We start from the raw sequence: 24464 nt of genomic DNA, 5'->3' as shown, positions 1-24464 counted from the left end.
AGAAGAGCGTTCTTTCTTGTCAATTCATTCAAAAGACTGATAAAATGAGGATAATGATGGCATATGCCTCAAGAAGGAGAGAATTTCATGAGTGGAATAATTCATCGTTCCAATACTCGTCCAGTACGAGTTGGAAACTTAACAATAGGTGGCAGTAATGAGCTATTTATACAAAGTATGACAACAACAAAAACACATGATGTAGAAGCAACTGTTGCTGAAATACTACGATTAGAGGAAGCCGGCTGTCAAATCGTACGTGTCGCTTGTCCTGATGAGCGTGCAGCTTATTCAATCGGAGAAATAAAAAAACGTATTAACATCCCTCTAGTAGTGGATATCCACTTTGACTATAAGTTAGCACTAATTGCAATCGAGCAAGGTGCTGATAAAATACGTATTAATCCAGGTAATATTGGTCGTAAAGAAAAAGTGGAAGCCGTTGTCAATGCAGCTAAAGCAAAAGGTATTCCCATTCGAATTGGGGTAAACGCTGGTTCCCTAGAAAGAAAAATTTTAGAAAAATACGGCTACCCAACTGCAGATGGAATGGTAGAAAGTGCATTGCATCATATTAAAATTCTAGAAGATTTAGACTTTCATGACATCATCGTTTCTATGAAAGCATCGGATGTAACACTTGCTGTTGAAGCTTACCGTAAAGCATCAGAAGCATTTGACTATCCACTTCACCTAGGAATTACGGAGTCAGGTACACTGTTCTCTGGTTCGATCAAAAGTGCAGCTGGATTAGGAACACTGTTAAGTATGGGAATCGGTAACACGATGCGTGTGTCCTTAAGCGCAGACCCAGTGGAAGAAATTAAAGTTGCTCGCGAGTTATTAAAAGTTTTCGGATTATCTTCTAATGCAGCTACACTAATTTCTTGTCCTACTTGTGGGCGTATTGAAATCGACTTAATAAAAATCGCAAATGAAGTAGAAGAATACATCTCAAACATTAAAGCACCACTTAAAGTTGCAGTTCTTGGCTGTGCAGTGAATGGTCCTGGTGAAGCTCGTGAAGCTGATATTGGAATCGCAGGTGCACGCGGAGAAGGTCTGTTATTCATGAAAGGTAAAACAGTTCGTAAAGTACCTGAAGAAACAATGGTAGAGGAACTTAAAGTGGAAATAGATAAACTTGCTGCAGAATATTTTGCAAATAAAGAACTAGAAGAACAGCAAGAACAAGAAAAACAACAAGCGTAAGGAATGGTGTAATTGACGAATATACGATTTGGTATCGATATAGACGGGACAGTAACATCCCCTACTTCTTTGCTTCCTCATATTAACGAAGCATTTAAATGTAATTTACAGCTAGAGGATATAAAAGAATACGATTTAACAAAGGCGTTTCCAGTTAGTGAAAAGGATTTTTATGAATGGTTCAAGAAAGCAGAACCTAAAATTTATGCGACATCCCCTATTCAACCAGATGCACATGCGGTATTATCTGCTTGGAAGGAAAAATACGAGTTATATTTCATCTCAGCTCGTGGAGATAATGTGATGGATATTACATTAGATTGGTTCAAAAGACAAGAATTGTTATATGATCATATTGAGTTAATAGGTACACATAACAAAATTGAAACTGCTCGTAGACATGGTGTTCACGCATTTTTCGAGGACAAACATGACAACGCGGTTGAAATTAGTGAGGAACTTGATATTCCAGTGCTATTATTTAATACTCCATATAATCAGTTGCCAGTTCCATCTCGCGTAATCCGAGTAAATAACTGGATTGAAGCAAACAAATGGATTGAAAAAGAATTTTCCATGTCCATAAAATAAGTTATAGAGGCTGGGATAAACCCCACCTCAAAATTAAAAGCAGTTCAATTTTACGATGAGTAAAATTTGAACTGCTTTATTTTTATGTCTACTTCGTTGCCGTTGTTCACCGTTTCGGCGGACGCTTTCCTGGGTGCACCTCAACTTTCCACAGGCTTTGCCTCAGCCTCCTTGCTTCGCTATGGGGGGCGCCCTTTGCTTCTTGCTTTTGAGCTCTCGGTAGAGCTATTGATAGTTGTCCGGCATACTTATCGAATTGTTATTTTAAAGGGCTCTAATTTATGTTCCTTCCATTCTATATGACCATCTCCCCTTTGAATATCGAATTTAGCATAAGGTGTGATTGTCAATTCAGTCACCTCATTTTCGACCGGTTCAAATAATTGCTTACCGTACTTCCAACTAATCCCCTTTAACCGTTTGTTAGAAGAGTCGACCACCTCAAATTCAAGGCTAACCTCTCTCCCATAATTTTCTTCCTTATACTGGGCATCATACGAAATGAGAATGCCGGGAGTGCCCCACTTAATATCATGTATCTCGTAATTCAAGTTGTCTATTTGTTGAAATTTTGCAATATCAATCTTATTTTCATATTGTGCTTTAACTACTTCCTTTGTAAACTCAAATAACTCTCCTTGCTTACCTTCAAAAGTCATACCCAGTTCAAGTGTATCAGGGTTAAAAGTATAATAATTAATTTTTAGAATGCCTGTCCAATTTGTCGGTGAAGTTTCATCTGTTGTAAGTCCATAATTCGATAAGGGCATTCCACCTTTATAATTATGGTCAATGTTAAAATAATCAGATGTTATTGGTTTTTCAGAATCGACCGAAAAGCTGGCTGTTACCCGTGCATCATCATAATAGATTTCCCCAAGTGTTATCGTAATCCCGTTGATTGTTTTTGATTCCCCGGAAAAATCACTCACCCCTGCTTCCGAAACATTTTTCAATCCGATATCGCCTAAGTTCTTATATATTTGACCAATTACTGGTATAGAGGAGACGACCTGAGCCATTGCCGGTGAAACGGATGCAGATCCGATTAGAATTCCGCAAGCAATTACTGCTGCTCCAACACCAAGAACTGCTTTACTCCAAATAGTTTTTTTTCTCTTTAACTTCTTCTCTGTACCGATTTTAGAAATGATTTCATCTAACTTCTCTATTGGAAGATGTATCAAATCAAACTCTTCCTTGAATGATGGAATTTTGTCTGTCATCCTTGTATACCCCCTTCATTTTATCCTTGAGTACAGCAATTCCCCTTCTGATATTAGTCTTAACAGTGCCTTCTGGGCAATCTAAGATTACTGCAATCTGTTGGACTGTATAGTCCTGATAATATCTTAGTAACAACACGGTCTTATATTTTTCATCCATCTCGTTCAAAGCATTCATTAAATCTATTTGGACGTCAGTTTCCACCATTTCTTTTCCTGGCATATTGTCCCACATCTCTTCGTTTATCAATACGACTCGCTTCTTCTTTCGCAGGGTTGAAATTGATGTATTAATAAGAATCCTAATAATCCATGTCGAAAAATACCGATCATTTTTCAGCTTTGTGATTGATTTAAAAGCGAGGTAAACGGTTTCCTGGAAAACCTCCAAAGCCTCTTCCTCATTCCGCATATAAACATAAGCCATTTTATATAGTTTTTCTTTCTCTAAATGGATCAATTGTTGAAAAGCAATTGCATCCCCTTTTTTAGCTTTGACTATTAACTTCAACTTCTCCTCCACTATCGTCCCTCCTTCTTTACTATCTGTTAGATAAACGAACGGCACATTTCGTTTCAACTTAATTTCTTAATCCAAGAAACTTCTAGATTCAATCATATAATTGGAAGTTATTTAGAATCATATTGAAATAACAAGGATTATTATTTATTTCAGATAGAAAATAAAGCAATTGGGGAATACCATTCTTTTGAAGTCGATTTCGTTGATTAGAGAAGAAGGGGGCGACGCGGGAATAGAACGAACTGAAAGCACTGTGCGGACGTAGGGACGAGGGGATTGAATCCTTGCTAAGCGGAACGCATCCGCCCGGCTCAGAAATCAATATTATGCTAATTACACTATTTAATATGCTTTTATGAGTTTAACTCATCTAGACATAATTTGTAGTAAGTAGTTAAATTGACTTTCGGTTTATTAGTATTTTTTCCATGTTAATACAAATTTATAGATATTTCCTTACGTGTACAAATTGTACGATAGGATAAGTAATATAAGAAACAACCAAAGCAATAAATAAAGTAAAATTCTGCCCTTTATTGATAAAAAAGAAATCAATTATCCACAAAACTAGTAAAGAACCGAATACAACCTGATGACTTAAATAAGCGCTGTCCCGAATAATCTTTTTACCCAATTCATCCTTCTTAACATCTTTACGTGCATGCCAAGTAAAGAATTGAGCCCATCCAACAACTATAGCGATAATTAGTAAAATTTCTGTAACCCCAAACTTAGCATTCTCCATCTTTACATAGCTCACTAAAGTAGCACCAAAATATAAAGTAACAATCAGCATTAGAATTAGACTTACAACCTCTTTTTTACTCATTATTTATTCCCCCCGTTAAAAGTAAATAATTCATCGACTGTCAAACTTAAATTTTGTGCCAGTTGAAATGCTAAAACTAAACTAGGATCATATTTGTTATTTTCTATTGCATTTATCGTTTGTCTAGAAACACCACATAGCTTTGCTAGTTCATACTGGGACAATTTTTTTTCCTTACGTGCTCGTTTAATAATATTATCCATTTTAAACACCTCTAATATGTCAAATATATTTGACAACTTCATTATAGAAATAACTACATGAAAAGTCAAACATATTTGACAAAATAATTATATATAAAAAAAGTGTAAACCAAATGCTGGTTCACACTAATTTTTGTTAATGACATAAAGGGCAATTGCCGTAGATTTCAAATTTATGATTTTCTATCTCGTAGCCAGGTATTGCATTTTGAAGTACTTCCATTGGACAGAATGGGATTTCTTTAATATTGCCACAGGACATGCAGATGAAATGATGATGATGATGATCAGCCTCACACTGCATTCTAAAATGTTTCTCTCCAGTCAGTTCAGTTTCCTCCAATATACCAAGGTTTACGAATGTGCTTAAATTTCTATAGATTGTATCATAGCTCATCCCTGGATGCTCTGTTTTCATCACATTGAGAATGTCTTTAGCAGTTATATACTTTTCTGTCTCTGAAAAAATACTTAGTATTTGCTCACGCTTATCTGTTTTTTTAAAACCTTCATTTTTTAGAATATCCCATGCTTTTTCTATATTCATGTTGAAACAGCTCCCTTGCTCCCTATCTTTTTCGATAAAATAGTTAGAAGTAAAATGATAATCGATGTAACTACAATTGTTCCGCCTGGTGCTAAATCTAAATAGAATGCACTAACTAAGCCGACAATAACAGACAACTCTCCGAATAACACTGATAGCAGAATCGCTTGTTTAAAGCTTTTTGAAATACGCATAGCAGCAGCCACCGGCAATGTCATCAGCGAGGATACAAGTAAGATACCAACAATTCGCATAGACCCTGCAATAACTAATGCAGTCACAATCATAAATAAAACATGAATCCATTTAGCAGGTAGACCAGATGCTTTCGCATATTCCTCATCAAAAGAAAGCACAAATAATTCCTTAAAAAACAAACTTAAAAATACTATTACAATCAAAGCAATACCAATAATAATCCATAAATCCTGACGACTTACTGCCGATACAGAACCAAATAAATAACTAAACAAGTCAGAGCTAAATCCTTCTGCTAATGAGATAAAGATTGCGCCAAAACCAAGACCTGCAGACATTATAATTGGTATAGCAAGCTCCTCATAGTGTTTATATAATCTTCTTAATCTCTCGATAAACAATGAGCCAGTTACAGATGCTACAATTCCTAGATACAGTGGATTTAACAAAGCAAGTGCCCCTACCGATTGACTTAAATATAAGCTACCAGCAATACCCGCTAACGTTACATGACTCAATGCATCTGCTATTAATGATAGCCTGCGAACTACGATAAATACACCTAATAGTGGAGCAATAAAACCAATTATTAAGCCCGAAGCAAAGGCATTTTGTAAAAATTCATACCGAAAAATAGACTCAATCATGATTTACCTCACTTTGATGATCGACTTTACGAACTGCGTGTCCATACCAAGCCTCTAATTGTTCGTCACTCATCTGATCCATTTCATTTTTAAAGCCGTGAAAATGAATTCGCTGATTTAAACAGGCCACGTGACTTATACTTTTCGATACGGCATCGACATCATGTGTAACTAAAACAACCGTAATATTATGTTCCCGATTTAAATGACTTAACATATTATAAAACGATTTTACATTTTTACTATCTACCCCTACTGTTGGCTCATCTAGTATCAATACATTCGGATTACTGATTAACGCTCTTGCGATAAAGACTCGCTGTTGTTGCCCACCAGAAAGGTCACCTATATTTTTCATTGAGAATTCATCCATACCTACTGATTTTAATGCTTGCTTCACTTGTTTACCAACATTTGCAGGATAACGATGAAATAATCCTGTTTTCTTAACCAAACCACTTCTTACTACCTCTGTAACCGTAGCTGGAAAACCAGTATTAAACGAATTTGATTTTTGTGAGACGTACCCAATTCGTTCTTTATCCTTAAACTGAGAGACCGGCTTTCCAAAAAGAAGTACCTCTCCTTTTGTTGGTTTTAATAGCCCTAGTATTATTTTCAATAATGTGGATTTCCCGGAGCCATTTGGTCCAATAATCGCTAGAAAGTCACCTTCTGCAATCGTTAGATTAATGTCGATTAACGCCTTTGTTTGTTCGTATTGGTACGAAATATTATGTAAATTGATCAATGGGGTTCCCATTATTATTCCTCGATTCTAATTAATAATGATTACGATTTACAATGTAATAGTATAATCCATAATGCCCCGTGTGTAAATTAAAATTGCTTGAAAGGATGTTTTTTACGGATATTCATAAATTTGTTCAACAGCTACAAACATGTACATTAAAGGAATTTAAAACAATTGTAAGAGGTTTCGATATACAATTATCAGACCAAGAATTGAAAAGTGTCCATCCACTATTGAAAGAAATTTCACTTTCCTGGCTTGTTTTTGGTGTACCACTCGCGATTCAACAAAAATTGATACAAATTCTTGGAGAACAGCGTGCAATGGACCTTTATAAAGAAATAAAAGAAAAAGCACCATCTTCTTTTGGATAAAAGAAGATGGTGCCTTGAAAGTATGAATAATACTGATTTCGCTACAGACGACGCTTTCTGCGGGGTCTTCAGCTACAATCATTATAATGTGTAGTACGCAGGCTCTAAGATAAAGTAAAACTTATCGCTTAGATAATAATAGTAGTCAAAGGAAGTATTGGGATAAAACCCTCTACCCAATTAGGGTTATTATTCTGTCATGAAAGATGAAGAACGTAGAATTTTATTATACAAGTGGAAATAAAGAGGAATAGCAAGTGTTTCTTAAATAAACCAGCGAAATAGCGAACGAAATTGTATCTTCGTGAGCTTGTTCTTTCAATAGGAAAGTAGCTTTTCTCTAGTTACCCAAAAAAGCGCTAACCTTTTTCTAAAAGTTGAAGGATGGTGACGGACAGAAATAATACTTCACTTTTTCATCCCCCACGAAGTGAAAAATTGAACTCAGGCATTGCCGCGTCGTGCGGCAATGCCTGAGTGACCAACATCCTGTTGGCCCGAACCATTCGCGCATTAACGGGCAGTTATCTACTGCCCGTTAATGCGCGATAAATGCCATAAGATTACCGAAAAAAAAGATACTGGTTGGTTGTGACGTCCGTCACAACCAACCAGTATCCCTAAAATTCATTCGGTAATAATATAGCAAAATTGTCTGTCCAAAGCCCTTCGAAAACGATAGAAATTGGTTTCGACCTTAAAGTGCGCTTGTTCTTTTCTTAACGTAATGCATCTATAGCTGCTGGATTAAACTGTTTGTTACGAAGCATATCAATCTCATGTTTGTATGGAGCTTCCTTCGATTTAGCATCTACACCTACAAATGGTGTTTCTAAAATTTTCGGTAGGTCCATCAATTGTGGATGATGCACAATGTATTGTAATGTCTCAAATCCAATTTCACCAAAACCGATATTCTCATGTCGGTCTTTTGCTGCTCCACAGACATTTTTACTATCATTGATGTGAAGTACTTTTAAACGATCAATACCAATTATTTTATCGAACTCATTTAAAACACCATCAAAATCGTCGACGATATTATAACCAGCATCATGAATATGACAAGTGTCCATACAAATAGATAATCGATGGTTATTCACAACGCCATCGATTATTTTTGCAAGCTCATCAAAAGTGCGACCACATTCCGACCCTTTTCCAGCCATTGTTTCTAAAGCTATTTGAACAGGGAATTCGGTTGCGAGCACTTCATTTAAACCTTCTACAATTCTAGCAATACCAGCGTCTACACCAGCTCCCACATGCGCTCCTGGATGCAAAACAATTTGAGTGGCACCTATATGCGCAGTTCTTTCAATTTCTTTTTGTAGAAACTCTACACCAAGTGCGAAAGTTTCCGGTTTTGTTGTATTCCCTAAATTAATAATATAAGGAGCATGAACGACGATATTGGACATCCCATTTTCTTTCATATGTGCAATACCAGCTTCAATATTCAATTCTTCAATTGGTTTTCTTCTAGTATTTTGAGGTGCTCCTGTATAAATCATAAAAGTATTTGCACCATATGATGCAGCTTCTTTACTTGAACCCAGCAGCATTTCTTTTCCACTCATAGAAACATGTGAACCTAATAACATGACAGCAGCTCCTTATTTCTTACGGTTTTTAATACGTCTCTCTCTTTTCTTTACTTTATCCATTTCCCATTTCATATTACGCTTGTAGCCAGGTTTAACTTTTTTAGGCTTACGTACTAGGGACTTAGCTTTTGCATCTATCTCATTTTCATTTTTTGTACGGTTTTTCCGTGCGTGGCGCTCCTTAAGCTCTGACCATTCTCCATCAATCACATCTTTATGCTCCAGAGGAATACCCATTTTCTCAAGACGTACTAAAGCATCCTCATCAGATGGTTCGTAGAGCGTTATTGCAATACCAGTCATTCCAGCACGAGCTGTTCTTCCTACTCGGTGAACAAAAAACTCTAAGTCATCTGGAATCTCGTAATTGATCACATGACTAACTCCCGGAATATCTATTCCACGTGCAGCTAAATCAGTTGCGACAATATATTGAAATTCTAGATCATGTATCTGTTTCATCACACGTTTGCGATCACGAGGGGATATGTCACCATGGACAATACCAACCTTTACTCCATTACCTTGTAAATAATTCGCTACTTCATCTGCATGTTGTTTTGTATTTGCAAATATAATGGCTAGGTAGGGATTTATACCTTCCATAACATCCAGTAAACGTTTCTTCCTAGATTTGCTTCGAACTGGAGTTACAATAAATTCAATACCCTCTGCTACTCGACGTTTCTCGCCTATTTTGATATGGACAGGTGAATCCATATATTTCTTTAAGAAAGGTTGTAATTTTTCTGGAATTGTAGCAGAAAACACAAACATTTCTAACTTCTCAGGCATGCGAGATGCAAATTGATCGATCTCATTGATAAAACCAAGATCAAAAGCTAAATCCGCTTCGTCTACAACTAAAACATTTGCAGTATGAACAAGTAACGCTTGCTCTACTGTAAGATCACGAAGTCTACCTGGTGTTCCAACAACAATTTGTGGCTGTGTTTTTAGTTTTTCGATTGAACGGGCTTTGTCCGTCCCACCAATAAATAATTTTGTCTGAATTTCTGTGCCTTCTACTAGCTTGTTCAACTCATTATAAATTTGTGTTGCAAGCTCTCTTGTTGGTGATGTAATAACTGCTTGTACTTCTTTTTTACTAGCATCTATTTTTTCAACAATTGGGATCAAAAAACTATGTGTTTTTCCTGTTCCAGTATGTGCTTGACCAATCGCACTTTTCCCCTTTAATACAAGTGGAATCATTTCTCTTTGAATTGGCGTTGGTTCTTGGAAGCCTAATTTTTCAATTGCATCAAGTAAAAAAGGCTGAAAACTATAATCTGTATATTTGGACATCCTACGTCACTCCCTCACATTTCTTTATTGTACCACGATTGTACATAAAACGTATAATTTGCATAGAATAGAATAGTCTTTGTTGTTCGAAAGGAGATGAAAAAATGCGCTACCAATCTTTTTATCCGTTCGCCCAAAATCGGGGAAATGATTTTTTTGGCATGTCCAATTCTGGTCCCCAAAATGTTCCGAATAATTCCTTCAACTTCTTTGGAGGTGATCAAGGTTCCCCACCACCAGCACCTGCACCTGCAGGACCGGCAACTAATTTTTTTAGTCAGTTCCAATCTGCACCCACAGGAGGCTTTCAACAGGGTCAATCAATGTCCAAAACTATGGGTTACTTACAAACAGCAGATAAATTTTTAAATACTGCTCAGCAGCTTACGCCTATGGTTAGACAGTTTGCCCCGATGATACAAAACGTTCCAGCTCTGTTGAAATTATATCGTGGTTTTCAGTCTGTTCCAGCTGCTGCAACCCCAGCTGCCGGTAATGTTAGTGCTTCTGCCGCATCCACTGCTGCAAGAGCAGCTAGTACCGCGACTTCTTTACCAACTGGAGCATCCATACCTCGAATTTTCCAGCCTCCAATTTAAAATTTTGTAATCATTCATATGCTCCGTTATAATATGAGTATGCTCGTATTGAAGGGAGTTACGTAAAATGAAAGTACAAAAAATTTCGCCTAGAGGATACTGTTACGGTGTAGTAGATGCAATGGTTATTGCTCGGAATGCTGCACTGGACACTTCTCTTCCAAGGCCTATATATATTCTGGGAATGATCGTTCATAATAAACATGTAACAGATGCATTTGAGAAGGATGGAATAATTACTTTAGACGGAGAAAATCGTTTAGATATTTTATCGAAAGTTGATACAGGTACTGTTATTTTTACCGCACATGGCGTTTCGCCTGAAGTAAAAGAATTAGCTCGTCAAAAGGGGCTAGTTTCAATAGATGCAACATGCCCGGATGTTACAGTTACTCATGACCTCATAAGCGAAAAAACAGCTGAAGGCTATGATATAATTTATATTGGTAAAAAAGGACATCCAGAGCCAGAGGGTGCAATTGGTGTAGCACCCGACAAGGTCCATCTTGTTCAAACATTAGAAGACGTTGAGAATCTAACAATCTCGACAGATAAATTACTCGTTACCAATCAAACTACAATGTCACAGTGGGATGTTGTGGATCTAATGAAAAAATTAGAAGAAAAATTCCCACATATTGAAGTTCATAAAGAAATCTGTTTGGCTACTCAAGTACGACAAGAAGCAGTTGCTGAACAAGCTGGTGAAGCTGAACTTTTAATAGTAGTAGGTGATCCAATGAGTAATAATTCTAATAGACTGACACAAGTTTCAGAGGAAATCGCTGGAACTCCTTCTTTCCGAATTGGCGACATTTCTGATTTAAAATTGGAGTGGCTGGACAATATTTCTCATGTAGCTGTAACTGCAGGTGCTTCCACACCCACCCCTATTGTTAAAGAAGTTATTCAATTTCTAGAAAAGTATGATCCAAACGATCCTGCAACTCACGATACAACAAAAAAAACAGTAACAGAAAAGATTCTACCTAAGATTAAGATCCCAAAACCAGTAGATCGTATTGAACCATATACAGTTAAATAGAAAAAGCTGCTCAGGTAGTGAGCAGCTTTTTTTAATGAATGAGAAAGTATAAAAGTTTGTGTCTTGAAGTACGCTACAGGAATTTTGAAGAATAAAATCAAGTGAAACTTCAATTAGAGGGGCTTCATCCCCCACTAATTTTTAGTTAAACCATTCGGGCTTTTACGGGCAGTTATCTACTGCCCGTTAATGTGGGACAAATGCCATAAGATTACCGAAAAAAGGGATGCTGGTTGGTTGTGAAGTTCGTCACAACCAACCAGCATCCCTAAAAATTCACTCGGTAATAAGATAGCAAAACGTCTGTCCAAAGCCCATCGAAAACAATAGAAACAGGTTTTAACCTTAAAGGTCGCTCGCAATTTTACTCTTGCCTTTCCTTCTTAAATTAATTGAAAGGGCTCTGTTGAAATTTTCGAGGGGATGAATTCAACCGAGAGTTTGTTTTGAATACAAACCTCTGTCATATATTCCATAACTCCAATTTTCATGATTTGTTCTACATGATGTCCTGGATCAATAACCGATAATCCAATAGCCTCTGCGTCTTGGGCTACATGAAAATATAAATCGCCGGTTATAAATACATCTGCGCCTGCTCTTTTAGCTGTCTGTATATATTTGTTACCATCTCCACCTAGTACAGCAACTTTCTGAACTTCCTTCGTTAAATCTCCTACAACTCTAACGAAAGGTACATTTAACTGCTTTTTTACTATTTGAGCATATGCAGATAATGTTAGTTTTTCAGGTAATTTCCCTATTCTTCCGAGGCCTTTTTTATTTACTTCTGATTCCAACAATATTAAATCATATGCGGGCTCTTCATATGGATGATTTGTTAACAATGCTTTTAACACCTTATTTTTCATAGAAACTGGAAAAACTACTTCTATTTTATCCTCTTCTACTACTTCCAATTCATTCGCTTGTCCAATATAGGGGCTTGCTAAGTCTGATGGTTTAAACCTTCCTTCTCCCGTTGATGTAAAGCTACATGAATGATATTCTCCAATTTGGCCAGCACCAGCAATATCTAATGCAGCTCTTACCGCATTTGTAGACTCTTTTGGCGTAAAAACTGCTAACTTCATCAGTTGCTCTGAGGTAGTTTGCTCAAGGATCTCTATATTTTTTAACTGCAAAGCATTAGCTAGTAAATCATTAACTCCACCTGTGGCGATATCTAAATTAGTATGTGCAGCATATACGGCAATATCATTTTTTATCAATTTCTCGATTAAAATTCCTTGAGGTAAATCTGTTCGCATATTTTTCATTCCTCTATAAATAGGAGGATGATGAGCAATAATAAGCTCGCATCCATTTTTAATCGCTTCTTCTACTGTATCGAGATTCACGTCTAAGGTAACCAAAACTTTTGTAATAGTTTTATTGAGAGTACCAATTTGTAAGCCTACTGTATCTCCATCGACTGCCAAAGATTTTGGTGCCCATTGTTCGAAAAGGGAAATAAGATGTTGTCCATTTGTTTCCTTCATCGTTTATAAAGTCTCCTTCACTAAGGCAATTTTGTATTCTAGTTCTTCTTTCTTTTGATGCACCTCAGTTCCTTGTATTTTATTTAGCTCATTTACTATTCGTAGCCATTCATTTAATTCATTGTTCCATTTCTTTTGATAGATAGGAGATTTTTCTTTACTTAGAATTGGACCAACTAGCAACTCCTTTTCTGATAACTTCATGATTCCTTTTTTTAACACAAGAATCTCATAAATTTTATCGTGTTCTTCTAGAATTACTTCCTGTTCTATTTTCCATTGTTCTTGAATAGCCCATTCTCGTATTGCTTTGGCATGTATATTTGGTTGTAATATTAGAGTATCCACTTTAGAAAGCTTGTCTTTCCCTGATTCTAGAATTGATGCTATAAGTGGACCACCCATTCCAGCTATAGTAACTGTCTGAACATTGTCTACATCCGAGATTACTTCTAACCCGTTACCGAAACGTACATCAATATTATTTTGTAAGCCTTCACTTATTACTTGTTTTTTCGCAGATTCGAATGGACCTTTTACAACCTCTCCAGCAATAGCTTTCGTTATAACACCTTCATGTACTAAAAAACATGGCAAGTATGCGTGATCACTACCGATATCCGCTAAAATAGTATTTACTTTGACAAAGGAAGCAACTGTTTTCAGTCTTTCCGATAATTTTTTTGCATTCATTATTTCAACACCTCTTCATTAACTATTATAGCAAAAAAGAAAAAAGACCTCGATTCTTTTACAAAATCGAAGGTCTTTTTATTGAGTTACTATTCTAACGATGTTATCCATGCCGCCATAGCGTCTAGATTTTCTTCAGGTACTAAACCAGCTGGCATTGCACCTTTACCATTTGCTAAAACGTCTTTAATTTCGTCTTCAGATAGTGAAGTTCCTACTAATGATGGACCCATGCCACCTTCATAACTATTACCGTGACAACCGATACATTTACCTTGAGCAAGAGCTTCCGGATCGAATTCTCCAGCTGACGCATCTTCTCCGCCTTCTGTTCCTTCTCCATGTTCTTCAGTTGCAGCCATTTCTTCTTTGTTACCTACGCCATCCATAGACAAGAAGAAAATTAAACCAATACCAAAAGCCATAATTAAGATAAATGGAATTATTGGATTTCTTTGCATAGTTAACCCTCCCTTTTAATACAATCTTTTCTAATATAGAATTAGTCAACATTTACATTGTACTGCATTCTAGTTAAAACGAAAAGTCTTATGGGATAAGTTTTCTTACATTGTGACAATTTGGACATAATTTTTCGTGTTTTTTCTACATTTAGCAACCAATGTGTCGAGCTATTACCATTCTCTGTACTTCGGAAGTTCCTTCACCAATTTCAAGTAATTTAGCATCTCTCATATATCTTTCTACTTCATACTCTTTCATATAACCATAACCACCATGTATTTGAATAGCTTGATCTGCTACTTCCATTGCAATTTCAGATGCATATAATTTACACATAGACGCTTCTTTTCCAAATGCCCGACCTTGATCTTTCAACCATGCTGCTTTGTGCACCATGGTACGTGCAAGCTCAATTTTCATCGCCATATCCGCCAATTTAAATTGCGTTACCTGGAACTCAGAAAGTGTCTTTCCAAACTGCTTGCGCTCTTTAGAATAACGGAGAGCTCTGTCAAAAGCTGCTTGTGCAATCCCTACTGCCATTGCCCCTATGCCAATCCGACCACCGTCAAGCGTTACAAGGAATTGTTTGAATCCATTTCCTTTCTCACCTAGCAGGTTTTCCCTAGGAACACGTACATTTTCTAATACTAGCTCAGTAGTATTAGATGCATTCAGCCCCATTTTTTCGTAGTTGTCGATAACAGTGAAACCTTCTGAGTCTGTTGGTACTATAATTGCAGATATTTCTTTTTTTCCGTCCTTAACGTCTGTAATAGCAGTTAAAGCTAAGTGCTTTGCATAGCTAGCATTCGTTATAAATGCTTTATTTCCATTAATGACATAATCTTCGCCATCTTCTTTTGCAGTTGTCTGTGTTCCCCCCGCATCTGATCCTGCATTAGGCTCAGTAAGACCAAATGCACCAAGTGATTCCCCTGTACAAACTGGAACCAAATATTTTTGTTTTTGCTCTTCTGTACCAAATAGATTAAGTGGAGCACCGCCAAGTGAGATATGAGCAGAATAAGTTATACCTGTGGAAGCACATGCTCTACTTAGCTCTTCTGTAACGATTGCAAAACTAACTGTATCTGCACCTGCTCCGCCATACTCTTCTGAAAACGGTAAGCCCATCATCCCCATGTCGGCTAACTGTTTAAAGATTTCTTTTGGAAATGCTTTCGTTTTATCGCGCTCAATTGCTCCTGGAGCTACAACCTCATCCGAAAACTCACGAATAGTTTTACGAATCATTTTATGTTCCTGTGTCAAATCAAAATTCATTTCTTCCATCCCCTTTGTAAATAAAAACGCTTACATTTCTATTATACTAAAAATACTAGAAATTCAAAGAGTTATTGTAAGAAAAGCACAAGTACCTTTAAGGTAAATACCTGTTTCTATCGTTTTTGAAGCTATATTATTACCTATCAAATTTCGGGCGTCTTCTTAATCATTGGGTATACACTTACAATTTCTCCGTATGTTCTTTATTGTCAATGCAAATCTATTTTTTTAAATCGATCAAAATATCAGTTTGAATATTAGGAAAAACCAGACAAAAATACGGCTAGTCCTTTAAATTCAAAACCTGTTTCGAGAGTTTTCAGTAGGCTTGGACAGACTGGTAGCCGCCCTCCTACAAATTTTAGAAACAGGTTAAAGCCTATTTTGGTAACTAGAGAAAAGATACTTTCTTACTAACAGAACAAGCGCCCGAAGATACAATTTCGGGCGCTTCCCCCTTCTTTACTGAGTAAAAACTTACTATTCTTCTAGATCCCACTATTCTAAAAATAGATTAACTGGCATGATATGCTATAAACACTTGTTGCCGAGTATTTTTTTACTTTTATCCTTTACTTTCTGCTGGAGTTATAGCAGAAACAACTCCTGCCAATAGTTGGTATTAATGGATATTGTTATTTATATGGGAGCTATTAATTGAATATAAAATAACCAATAATTAATAACAATCCTAAAATCCCGGAAATACTAAAATACACTAGCTTCATAAGTAATCCAGAAAATAGCCATATTAGGCAATTTCCAAAAATTAACCCGATTAATACTAATGGTTCATCTCCGAAATATATATCCCATACTTTAAAGGATAATCCTAATAACAATAGAGCCGAACATACAAATAATAGTGGTGCCATCACTGATTTATTTTTTACTAGTTTAATAGTTATGTATAAAAAGGAAAGAATAGCAATTGCGACAAGAATAATAGGTATAAAAATTGTTGTAGTAACGACAAACAAGGATGCTAATAATAATACGGTTAATAAGCCAACTACTGAATACAATATTACTTTATACTTTTGTTTTTTTGCTAATACTGCCTTTGAGGCTTTCTCCACTTGTTCGTCTTCCTGATTTTCTCCTTGTGCGTATAATGCCAAAAGAAAATCACAATAGTGTTCGGGTAGTAGCTTGTTTTTTTTCCAAAAAGCAATTTCATTCATTATAATTTGCTTACGCTGCAGCGACATATCTAGTCCTCTTTTCATCTGGTAAAACCAGTATTATATAGGATTTATAGAATATAGAAAAAGACATCCGCAGTGGATGCCTTCCATTCTACTCTAAAAAGTCTTTCAGACGTTTACTTCTAGAAGGGTGACGCAGTTTTCGTAATGCTTTTGCCTCGATTTGACGAATACGCTCACGCGTAACTCCAAATACTTTTCCAACCTCTTCAAGGGTTCTTGTACGACCATCATCCAGGCCGAAACGCAAGCGTAATACGTTTTCTTCTCTGTCTGTTAGTGTATCTAAGACATCTTCCAATTGCTCTTTAAGAAGCTCATAGGCAGCGTGATCAGAAGGAGACTGTGCATCTGCATCTTCTATAAAATCACCTAAATGAGAGTCATCCTCTTCCCCAATAGGAGTTTCTAAAGAAACAGGTTCTTGAGCAATTTTTAATATTTCACGAACTTTTTCTGCTGGCAAGTCCATTTCTTCCCCGATTTCTTCCGGTGAAGGTTCACGACCTAAATCTTGCAATAATTGGCGCTGAACACGTATTAATTTGTTTATTGTTTCTACCATATGCACAGGAATACGGATTGTTCTAGCTTGGTCTGCAATAGCACGTGTGATTGCTTGACGAATCCACCACGTTGCGTAAGTACTAAACTTGAATCCTTTACGATGATCAAATTTCTCTACAGCTTTGATGAGCCCCATATTACCTTCTTGGATAAGATCTAAAAATAGCATTCCGCGCCCAACATAACGTTTTGCAATACTTACAACTAATCGAAGGTTTGCTTCCGCTAGACGTTTTCTAGCTTCTTCATCCCCCTGCTCAATTCGCTCAGCAAGAGCAACCTCTTCAGAAGCTTTTAGTAAATCCACTCGTCCAATTTCCTTCAAGTACATTCGAACGGGGTCATTGATCTTGACGCCAGGAGGTACACTTAAATCATTTAGATCAAAGGTCTCTTCTTTCCCTTTCATCAAACGATCTAAATCTTCTTCATCACCATCTTTACGGCTAAGTTCAATATTTCTACCTTCCAGATTGTCAATGAACTCTTCGATTTGATCTGATTCAAGTTCGAAATGAGCTAATTTTTCCGCAATATCATGATATGTTAACTCACCATTTTTTTTACCTAATTCGATTAATTGTTTTTTTGCCTCTTCTAATGATAATTCGATATCTGTTTCTTTTGTACGTTCGGACTTGTCCGCCATAAGAATTCCTCCTTTTACTACCGGATAGTTACTCACAAGTTGCTAATGAATTTTTTAACTGAATGAGCTCTAGAGCAAGTTTTAAAGCTTTTGCTTCATCTCCCATTTTCAGCACTTCTTTTTGTTCATATAGCTTTTGATCAATCATTTGCACAATCCGGTATTTTCGTATATGGCGCAAACAGTCCATGACTTCCTCTGTTTCATGCTCTGGATCACGTTCTGAGAGCGCTGCTGCCATTACTATTTTTCTTAACTCCGCATCATTTAATACTTCCAAAAATCGTTGATAGTCACCATCTGGATACTCTTCATAAAATCCAGTTAATCGAACAAATACGACTTCATAAGCATCTCTGATAAAACATTGATCTTCCAAATTCCTTCTTGCAATATCAATTACGCTAGGATTATGAAGCATATGGGAAAGTAATAGTCGCTCTGCTCTTTCGTCTGCGGTTATCGCTTTCTTTAACTTCGTCATTTCTGGTTTAATTGTTAAAGGAATAGAAGACTCCTGCTTAGATTGTTTTGCTTTTTTTCCTTGAATTTTACGTAAATGTTGGTAAATAGCTTCTTCTGATACATTAGTTTCTTGTGAAAGTTGACGAATATACAAATCCCGTTCAACTGAAGAACTTCTATCACTCAGTATTTCCAATATCTCTTGGATATACTGTAAAGTATCATTTTCATTATTAAAATTTTTGTCTCTTTTTGAAACAATCATCATAAATGATAAATAGGAATGTGGCTTTTCAATAATCTTTGTTCGAAATGCTTCTTCCCCATAATTTTTAATATAGTCATCCGGATCCATTGCATCTGGAATAATTGCAATTTCCGTTTGTATCTGATGGGCCTGCATAGCTGTAGAAGCTTTTTTAGCTGCCTCCATACCGGCACGATCGCCATCAAAACAAAGCGTGACATGAGAAGTAAGCCTATTTAGTTTGGTTATATGAGAAGACGTCAATGCGGTACCCATAGTTGCAATTCCATTCTCAATACCTGCCTTAGATGCAGCAATAACATCAAGAAAACCTTCAAAAACGATCACATTACGTTGTTTTCGAATGTCTAATCTTGCTTTATCTAAATTATAAAGCACCTGGCTTTTTTGGAATATTGGAGATTCTGGACTATTTAGATACTTTGCTTCATTTTCATTCTTTTCAAGAATTCTACCGGAAAAGGCAATCACAGAGCCAGTTTCATCAAAAACTGGGAACATAATTCTCCCACGAAACCGATCGAAATACTTTAATTCATTTTCTTTTCGGATAATGAGACCAGTTTTCTCAATTTCTTGTAAATCCATACCTTTACGTTCAAGTAACGTAGTTAATGCATCCCATTTTGGCAGGGACCATCCTATTTTATACTTTTCGATAATCTCTCTAGAAAACCCTCTTTCTTCGAGATAATGTAATGCATTTTCTCCTTCCTCTGTATGAAGCAGTAAATGATGAAAATAGTCACTTGCAAACTCATGCGCTTTTTTCATTAAGGAAATCTCTTTTGACACAGGTGCTTTTGACTCTGTATCGCCAGAAGAACTTTCTTCAATAGTCAAACCAATTCGACTACCAAGTTTACTAACAGCATCTTGAAAAGAGAGATTTTCAATATCCATCAAAAATGTAATTACATTTCCACCAGCTCCACAACCAAAGCAATGAAAAATTTGCTTTTCATGTGTTACTGAAAAAGATGGTGTCTGTTCACCATGAAAAGGACATAAACCAAAATAGTTTCGACCTCTTTTCGTGAGTTGAACATATTCGCTTATAACGTCGACAATATCATTGTTATTTCTAACTTGTTCGATTACCTCTTCTTCTATACGACCTGACACTTTTTCACCATCTTTGCTTGCTACTTTAATAATTCGTGAAAGGAAAGAAAAATCCTGCAAGAATCGACAAAAAAATCATATAAATAATTTCATAATAGTTATTTTCCACAAATAACTATTATAAAACATTTTAAAATATTAATCTATCTTTATTTATTCGATACACAATAGAAAAAACCTTTTCACAATTGTGAATCGGTTTAAAAATCTTCCAAATTATTTTTGTTGAATATGATTGATTACTACATTAGCAGTCTCTTCCACCGCTCTGTTCGTCACATCAATTACTATACAACCTATTTTTTTAGCGATTTTTTCAAAGTGGATAATTTCCTCATTGATTCTTTCTATTTTAGCATAACTTGCATCATCATTTAAACCAATTGCTTTTAATCTTTCTTTTCTAATAGAATTTAGTTTTTCAGGTGTAATGACTAATCCTACACATTTAGCTGGGTCTACTTGGAAAAGTTGCTCTGGTGGTTCTACTTCTGGTACAAGTGGTACGTTTGCTACTTTGAATCTTTTGTTCGCCAAATACTGTGACAATGGCGTTTTAGAAGTTCTTGATACCCCTATAAGAACTATATCGGCTTGGAGTAAACCTCTAGGATCTCTTCCATCATCATATTTTACTGCAAATTCAATTGCTTCAATTTTTTTAAAGTAGTCTTCATCTAACTTCCTTACTAAACCAGGTTCTTCAAAAGGTTTTTCATCTAATTCTTTTTCGAATAGATTGATAACAGGCCCTATTAGATCAACAGATTCTAAATTGTATAACTTACAATATTCTATTAATGCTTGACGCATTTTAGTTTGCACAAGTGTATACAAAATTATTGCCCCTTGCTCTTTAGCAAGTTCTGTAATCTCTTTAATGTGGTCTAAAGAATCAATATGAGTAAATCTCTTAAATTTAGTATGCTGTAGACCAGGTCTAAACTGACTTATTGCCGCTTTTGCTACTAGTTCGCCCGTTTCTCCTATAGAATCCGAGACTATAAACAGGTTTAGCATTTTCATCGTTTCACTCCTTATAGATCATGGTCATCGGCTAATGATAAAAAGGCCCGAGTAATATTAGTTTTTGTAATTCTGCCAATTACTTCTAACCCGTCTTTTTCTTCTTTGACAACAGGTAACGAATCGATTTGACGATTCATTAATTTTTTGGCCACTTCAAAAAGTGTATCCTCTTTCAAACAATACGTAATGTTAGGCATTCTTGTCATAATCATATGTACTGGAATTTTGTTTAAATCTTGGTTGCCAATACTTGTTCGTAAAAAGTCTTTTCTTGAAAGAACCCCTGAAAGAAATGAGTTTTTATCTAATACAAATAATGACCCTACATCCTCTAAAAACATATGGCAAATAGCATCATACACCGTCATACTTTCATCAACAACTACTGGTATTGATTGAAAATCCTTCACCATCATTTGTGCTATATTATCTGAAATTGCTTGGCTTGTTTTTTTGCCAGAATAAAAGTACCCCACACGTGGACGAGCATCTAAAAAGCCAGCCATCGTTAATATAGCTAGATCTGGACGTAATGTGGATCTAGTTAAGTTAAGTCGTTCTGCAATTTGTTCGCCAGTGATAGGACCATTTCCTTTTACTATGTCCAAAATTTCATTTTGCCGTTTGTTGAGTTCGATTGGACTCACCGCCTCAAAGTGTTATACTTCATACTGAAATATTGTAGCATATTGAAACCCTACAATCAAAATTATGAATCCTTGATATACCAATGTTTTTATGAATACTGACTGATTCGTGCTTTTCGTTTACCTCCAAAGAAAACTAATGAATTGGGGGGAGTTTTTGGGGGAACAAAAAACAATTCGGACAGGCGTTGTTTATATTCTGTTAAATAAAATAATCCACCTTCCATTACTGGTTGGTGGTTTTCTCATATATTTTCTTCTATTATATATTCGCTTATATTCGCTGAATTAAAATACTAATCACCTATTTTGAGGACGGCCTCATTAATCTTTTTAGGCTTCACATCTGATTGCAAACTTGTTCCATACATCAATTGAAATGGTGGATGGATTGAAAGATAAACAGAATACTTTTTCATTAGCTCACCCCTTTTAGATATCAATTCGAGATGAGCAAGAAAAGTCCTTTTTATTCATTATTGTTACAATCTACAATCTCATCTAGCTTCAATGAATAACAAAATGGATACTAAAGCTCTAATGTGCTTTTAGTATAAATAAAAGTTTAAAGATTTGATAAATCTGTTTTGCTATATTTAAATTCTGTTGATCTTTAATTAAGGTAAATACGAGAATCGCATTGTTAAAAGCTTCTTCTGCTTCATCTAAAAAACCGCATTTTTTAGACAGTATTCCTATCATGTGGTATACCTTACCTAATGAAATTATGAATCAATTAATCTTTGGTTATGAAATATTTAATTTCGGAACCATTGCCATTGTATTAATATCCTACTACTTTGGTTGTTTTGGTGCATATTTGTACAACAGATATCCAATTAAACGGAAGACATAAAAGCTTATGCTACTTTTTACGTCACATAATGTTCCGACTGCGTCAGAAAAAGCCAACAGATCACTGTTGACTTTAATAAAGCTTATGAAACTAAAGCACCCGTAATCGGGTATGTTGTTTCAGAGAAAGTAAGTAAGTAAGTAACTAACTAATTAGTTTAAATCCATACATTGTTTTCAGCAGTTATTTCAGAACTAGTTTCACCAGTATTAACTACACCTTTAGGCTCTACAAGCATTATATGGCATTCCTTTTCAGCATAAGGCTTATGCTCCACACCTTTTGGTATCACATACATTTCCCCTTTGGAGAGTTTAACCTCTCCATCGCGGAATGCGATGGACATTTCGCCGTCTATTACGATGAATGCCTCATCGGTGTCTTTATGATCGTGCCAAACAAAATCCCCCAAAATCTTGACTAGCTTAAACTGATAGTTATTCATTTCACTAACAACTTTGGGTGACCAGTGTTCACTGAATTTGGACAATTTCTCACTTAGATTAATAGAATGATAATTCATATAATTCCTCCCAGAGTTTAGATCTTATCTCTATTTTACGAATTCGATAAAATAACTGCAACTTTGATACCGGCTCTAAATATCGCTGTTTGCTTCACTTATGTTATTCTTTTTATACTCATTTTTATTAAGTAAAAGAATTAATGTGAAAACTAGAGCAATAATGAAAGCCAGAAAAAAGCTAAATTGCCACCAATCAATTGTAAAAACCATAAGAAGAAATAACCCGAAACTTAAAATAGAAAGTCCAATAATAAAAATTCCCGACTTTTTACTGGCATAAAATTCTTCAAGAGTATTATCTTTAATCCGAATTTTTTTATACCGCCTATTTAATTTACTATCCAAAAACTCCTCAATACCGTCCCACTCAACCAACAAGGAATTATTCGCACTCAACTTTATTATTCTATAAACAGATTCACCTTGATCATTTACGATGTGATATTCATACCTAAAAGAAAGTAGCGAAGCGACAAATGTTATTATCTTTTCGGCTATAAAGGTAGCGACAATAAAAATAATGAAGAAAACTGCTAACATACCATAAATCAAATTTCCTTCTATTTCATTGAACTGATCAGAAAGAACAAGCATTATAAACATGGTTGCAACAAAAGTTATACCTATAAAAATGTACTTAGTAAACGCTATTTGAAATTTTTTAATATTGCTTAAGCGTAATTTTTCTAAATCTGTTATTCCCCAATTGTCTATTACTAGCTTTATTACAAACAATAACTGGAATAAAAGTGATTAGATAAGCTATTGAACTTTCTGGTAAATTCTTAAATATAGTCAAGATTTCCCCTTCTTTCTATCTACTCATTTCGACAAAAAGGAGGATCATACCTTTAACAACTTTTTGACATAAAAATAGCGTTAGCTTTTGCTGTGTTTAACGTTCCAAGAACGACACCAAAATAAAAAACTCAACAATTAGAGTTGAGTTTTCTACGTAAAATCTTATATAGAGAATCGCATGGAAGAGTTAAAGTCAGAACGTGTAGCTGACCAACAGGAGATACTTGAATTACTTACATCTATAGCTAGAGGTGAGACAACCGCTGCCACATTGCGTAGTGTTGATGTGGGTGTACAGACAATTGAGGAAGATATGCCCCCAACCATCGCATCGCTTTACCTGAAGCATTGCCCAGGTCCTCGTTGGATCTTGAGCACCCCTAAAAATCATGTAATTACCTCGTGGTAATAGGTAATCCTCATAGGAGACTTGTTTATTTTAAATAAATGACCTACACCTTGCTCATTAATAGCCCACTTCATTTGTTCGAAAATGGAGGTTTCGATAGTATTATCTACTTTACCTATTCCCAATGCATTTACTGCATAACGCATAAGCAATTGGACAATAATATGCGCTACATCTGATGATTTACCAGAACCACGACCACCCTTGCAAACGATGTGTATTGGATGTGACTTTTAAAGTACGGATTACCCTTTCCCCATTGTATCCTTAATATTTCATTTTTTACAGACAATTTCATTGC

Annotated in this window: 26 protein-coding genes and 2 pseudogenes; 6 read left to right on the top strand and 22 right to left on the bottom strand. The window is 35.8% G+C overall.

Annotated features, from left to right (window positions below):
* Positions 1-87: 87 nt before the first annotated feature.
* Both ispG and MKY37_RS19515 read left to right on the top strand, forming a co-directional pair.
* Entirely contained in the window at positions 88-1212 is a 1125-nt protein-coding gene (gene ispG / locus MKY37_RS19520) for a flavodoxin-dependent (E)-4-hydroxy-3-methylbut-2-enyl-diphosphate synthase (protein ID WP_340779479.1), read from the top strand.
* Positions 1213-1224: 12 nt separating this feature from the next.
* Complete coding sequence (locus tag MKY37_RS19515; protein ID WP_340779478.1) at positions 1225-1803, top strand: hypothetical protein; 579 nt, start codon at positions 1225-1227, stop codon at positions 1801-1803.
* A gap of 248 nt (positions 1804-2051) precedes the next feature.
* On the opposite strand, the gene MKY37_RS19510 is transcribed toward MKY37_RS19515, so the two are convergent.
* The 7 genes from MKY37_RS19510 to MKY37_RS19480 form a co-directional block, all read right to left on the bottom strand.
* Positions 2052-3029, bottom strand: coding sequence for a DUF4179 domain-containing protein (locus tag MKY37_RS19510; RefSeq protein ID WP_340779476.1), 978 nt, complete (start codon positions 3027-3029; stop codon positions 2052-2054).
* Positions 2992-3552, bottom strand: coding sequence for a sigma-70 family RNA polymerase sigma factor (locus MKY37_RS19505; protein WP_340779475.1), 561 nt, complete (start codon positions 3550-3552; stop codon positions 2992-2994). Before MKY37_RS19505 ends, MKY37_RS19510 begins: the two co-directional genes overlap by 38 nt.
* 442 nt (positions 3553-3994) lie before the next feature.
* Positions 3995-4381, bottom strand: a complete 387-nt coding sequence (locus MKY37_RS19500; protein ID WP_340779473.1) for a hypothetical protein — start codon at positions 4379-4381, stop codon at positions 3995-3997.
* Positions 4381-4584, bottom strand: a complete 204-nt coding sequence (locus tag MKY37_RS19495) for a helix-turn-helix transcriptional regulator (protein ID WP_340779994.1) — start codon at positions 4582-4584, stop codon at positions 4381-4383. The genes MKY37_RS19500 and MKY37_RS19495 overlap by 1 nt, the downstream gene beginning before the upstream one ends.
* 136 nt (positions 4585-4720) lie before the next feature.
* The gene (locus tag MKY37_RS19490) at positions 4721-5131 is read right to left on the bottom strand and encodes a Fur family transcriptional regulator (protein WP_340779471.1); all 411 of its coding nucleotides are present in this window, start codon (positions 5129-5131) and stop codon (positions 4721-4723) included.
* Positions 5128-5976 carry a metal ABC transporter permease gene (locus MKY37_RS19485; protein ID WP_340779470.1) on the bottom strand — a complete coding sequence of 283 codons (849 nt, stop codon included), beginning with the start codon at positions 5974-5976 and terminating at the stop codon, positions 5128-5130. Before MKY37_RS19485 ends, MKY37_RS19490 begins: the two co-directional genes overlap by 4 nt.
* Positions 5969-6739 (bottom strand): metal ABC transporter ATP-binding protein, encoded by a 771-nt coding sequence (locus tag MKY37_RS19480; protein WP_340779468.1) that lies wholly within the window; start codon positions 6737-6739, stop codon positions 5969-5971. Before MKY37_RS19480 ends, MKY37_RS19485 begins: the two co-directional genes overlap by 8 nt.
* Before the next feature lie 95 nt (positions 6740-6834).
* On the opposite strand from MKY37_RS19480, the gene MKY37_RS19475 reads away from it, so the two are divergent.
* The gene (locus tag MKY37_RS19475; RefSeq protein ID WP_340779466.1) at positions 6835-7104 is read left to right on the top strand and encodes an endonuclease IV; all 270 of its coding nucleotides are present in this window, start codon (positions 6835-6837) and stop codon (positions 7102-7104) included.
* A gap of 719 nt (positions 7105-7823) precedes the next feature.
* Here the strand turns inward: MKY37_RS19475 and MKY37_RS19470 are convergent.
* Together MKY37_RS19470 and MKY37_RS19465 are read right to left on the bottom strand one after the other, a co-directional pair.
* Positions 7824-8708, bottom strand: coding sequence for a deoxyribonuclease IV (locus MKY37_RS19470; protein WP_340779465.1), 885 nt, complete (start codon positions 8706-8708; stop codon positions 7824-7826).
* A 12-nt stretch (positions 8709-8720) separates the two neighbouring features.
* Positions 8721-10019 (bottom strand): DEAD/DEAH box helicase, encoded by a 1299-nt coding sequence (locus tag MKY37_RS19465; protein WP_340779464.1) that lies wholly within the window; start codon positions 10017-10019, stop codon positions 8721-8723.
* A gap of 104 nt (positions 10020-10123) precedes the next feature.
* Here MKY37_RS19465 and vrrA point away from each other — a divergent pair, with 104 nt between their 5' ends.
* Together vrrA and MKY37_RS19455 are read left to right on the top strand one after the other, a co-directional pair.
* Positions 10124-10618, top strand: coding sequence for a VrrA/YqfQ family protein (vrrA, locus tag MKY37_RS19460; RefSeq protein ID WP_340779463.1), 495 nt, complete (start codon positions 10124-10126; stop codon positions 10616-10618).
* A 67-nt stretch (positions 10619-10685) separates the two neighbouring features.
* Complete coding sequence (locus tag MKY37_RS19455; RefSeq protein WP_340779462.1) at positions 10686-11663, top strand: 4-hydroxy-3-methylbut-2-enyl diphosphate reductase; 978 nt, start codon at positions 10686-10688, stop codon at positions 11661-11663.
* A gap of 383 nt (positions 11664-12046) precedes the next feature.
* Here MKY37_RS19455 and MKY37_RS19450 read toward each other — a convergent pair whose 3' ends face one another.
* The 12 genes from MKY37_RS19450 to MKY37_RS19395 form a co-directional block, all read right to left on the bottom strand.
* Complete coding sequence (locus MKY37_RS19450; RefSeq protein ID WP_340779461.1) at positions 12047-13165, bottom strand: Nif3-like dinuclear metal center hexameric protein; 1119 nt, start codon at positions 13163-13165, stop codon at positions 12047-12049.
* A 3-nt stretch (positions 13166-13168) separates the two neighbouring features.
* Positions 13169-13858, bottom strand: coding sequence for a tRNA (adenine(22)-N(1))-methyltransferase (locus MKY37_RS19445; RefSeq protein WP_340779460.1), 690 nt, complete (start codon positions 13856-13858; stop codon positions 13169-13171).
* Between the two features lie 89 nt (positions 13859-13947).
* Positions 13948-14319 carry a cytochrome c550 gene (gene cccA, locus MKY37_RS19440; RefSeq protein WP_090563801.1) on the bottom strand — a complete coding sequence of 124 codons (372 nt, stop codon included), beginning with the start codon at positions 14317-14319 and terminating at the stop codon, positions 13948-13950.
* A 151-nt stretch (positions 14320-14470) separates the two neighbouring features.
* Positions 14471-15610 carry an acyl-CoA dehydrogenase family protein gene (locus MKY37_RS19435; RefSeq protein ID WP_340779458.1) on the bottom strand — a complete coding sequence of 380 codons (1140 nt, stop codon included), beginning with the start codon at positions 15608-15610 and terminating at the stop codon, positions 14471-14473.
* Positions 15611-16266: 656 nt separating this feature from the next.
* The gene (locus MKY37_RS19430; RefSeq protein ID WP_340779456.1) at positions 16267-16824 is read right to left on the bottom strand and encodes a hypothetical protein; all 558 of its coding nucleotides are present in this window, start codon (positions 16822-16824) and stop codon (positions 16267-16269) included.
* A gap of 88 nt (positions 16825-16912) precedes the next feature.
* The gene (rpoD, locus tag MKY37_RS19425; protein WP_090563807.1) at positions 16913-18037 is read right to left on the bottom strand and encodes an RNA polymerase sigma factor RpoD; all 1125 of its coding nucleotides are present in this window, start codon (positions 18035-18037) and stop codon (positions 16913-16915) included.
* Positions 18038-18065: 28 nt separating this feature from the next.
* Positions 18066-19895 carry a DNA primase gene (gene dnaG, locus MKY37_RS19420; RefSeq protein ID WP_340779993.1) on the bottom strand — a complete coding sequence of 610 codons (1830 nt, stop codon included), beginning with the start codon at positions 19893-19895 and terminating at the stop codon, positions 18066-18068.
* Positions 19896-20111: 216 nt separating this feature from the next.
* The gene (locus tag MKY37_RS19415; protein ID WP_340779455.1) at positions 20112-20921 is read right to left on the bottom strand and encodes a pyruvate, water dikinase regulatory protein; all 810 of its coding nucleotides are present in this window, start codon (positions 20919-20921) and stop codon (positions 20112-20114) included.
* Positions 20922-20932: 11 nt separating this feature from the next.
* Positions 20933-21571, bottom strand: coding sequence for a helix-turn-helix transcriptional regulator (locus MKY37_RS19410; protein ID WP_340779453.1), 639 nt, complete (start codon positions 21569-21571; stop codon positions 20933-20935).
* A 296-nt stretch (positions 21572-21867) separates the two neighbouring features.
* Positions 21868-21990, bottom strand: a complete 123-nt coding sequence (locus MKY37_RS19405) for a hypothetical protein (protein ID WP_340779451.1) — start codon at positions 21988-21990, stop codon at positions 21868-21870.
* Positions 21991-22584: 594 nt separating this feature from the next.
* The gene (locus MKY37_RS19400; RefSeq protein ID WP_340779448.1) at positions 22585-22950 is read right to left on the bottom strand and encodes a cupin domain-containing protein; all 366 of its coding nucleotides are present in this window, start codon (positions 22948-22950) and stop codon (positions 22585-22587) included.
* Positions 22951-23025: 75 nt separating this feature from the next.
* Positions 23026-23688, bottom strand: coding sequence for a hypothetical protein (locus MKY37_RS19395; protein ID WP_340779446.1), 663 nt, complete (start codon positions 23686-23688; stop codon positions 23026-23028).
* Between the two features lie 229 nt (positions 23689-23917).
* Here MKY37_RS19395 and MKY37_RS19390 point away from each other — a divergent pair.
* Positions 23918-24016 (top strand): annotated as a pseudogene (locus MKY37_RS19390) (terminase small subunit); the annotation flags it as partial.
* 96 nt (positions 24017-24112) lie between these two features.
* On the opposite strand, the pseudogene MKY37_RS19385 reads toward MKY37_RS19390, so the two are convergent.
* Positions 24113-24384, bottom strand: a pseudogene (locus MKY37_RS19385) (phage terminase large subunit); the annotation flags it as partial.
* Positions 24385-24464: the final 80 nt, after the last annotated feature.

It is taken from the genome of Psychrobacillus sp. FSL K6-2836, from assembly GCF_038003085.1.
Lineage (GTDB): Bacteria > Bacillota > Bacilli > Bacillales_A > Planococcaceae > Psychrobacillus.
The sequence above is the reverse complement of the archived record's forward strand: the minus strand, read 5'-3'. Positions and strand labels throughout refer to the sequence as shown.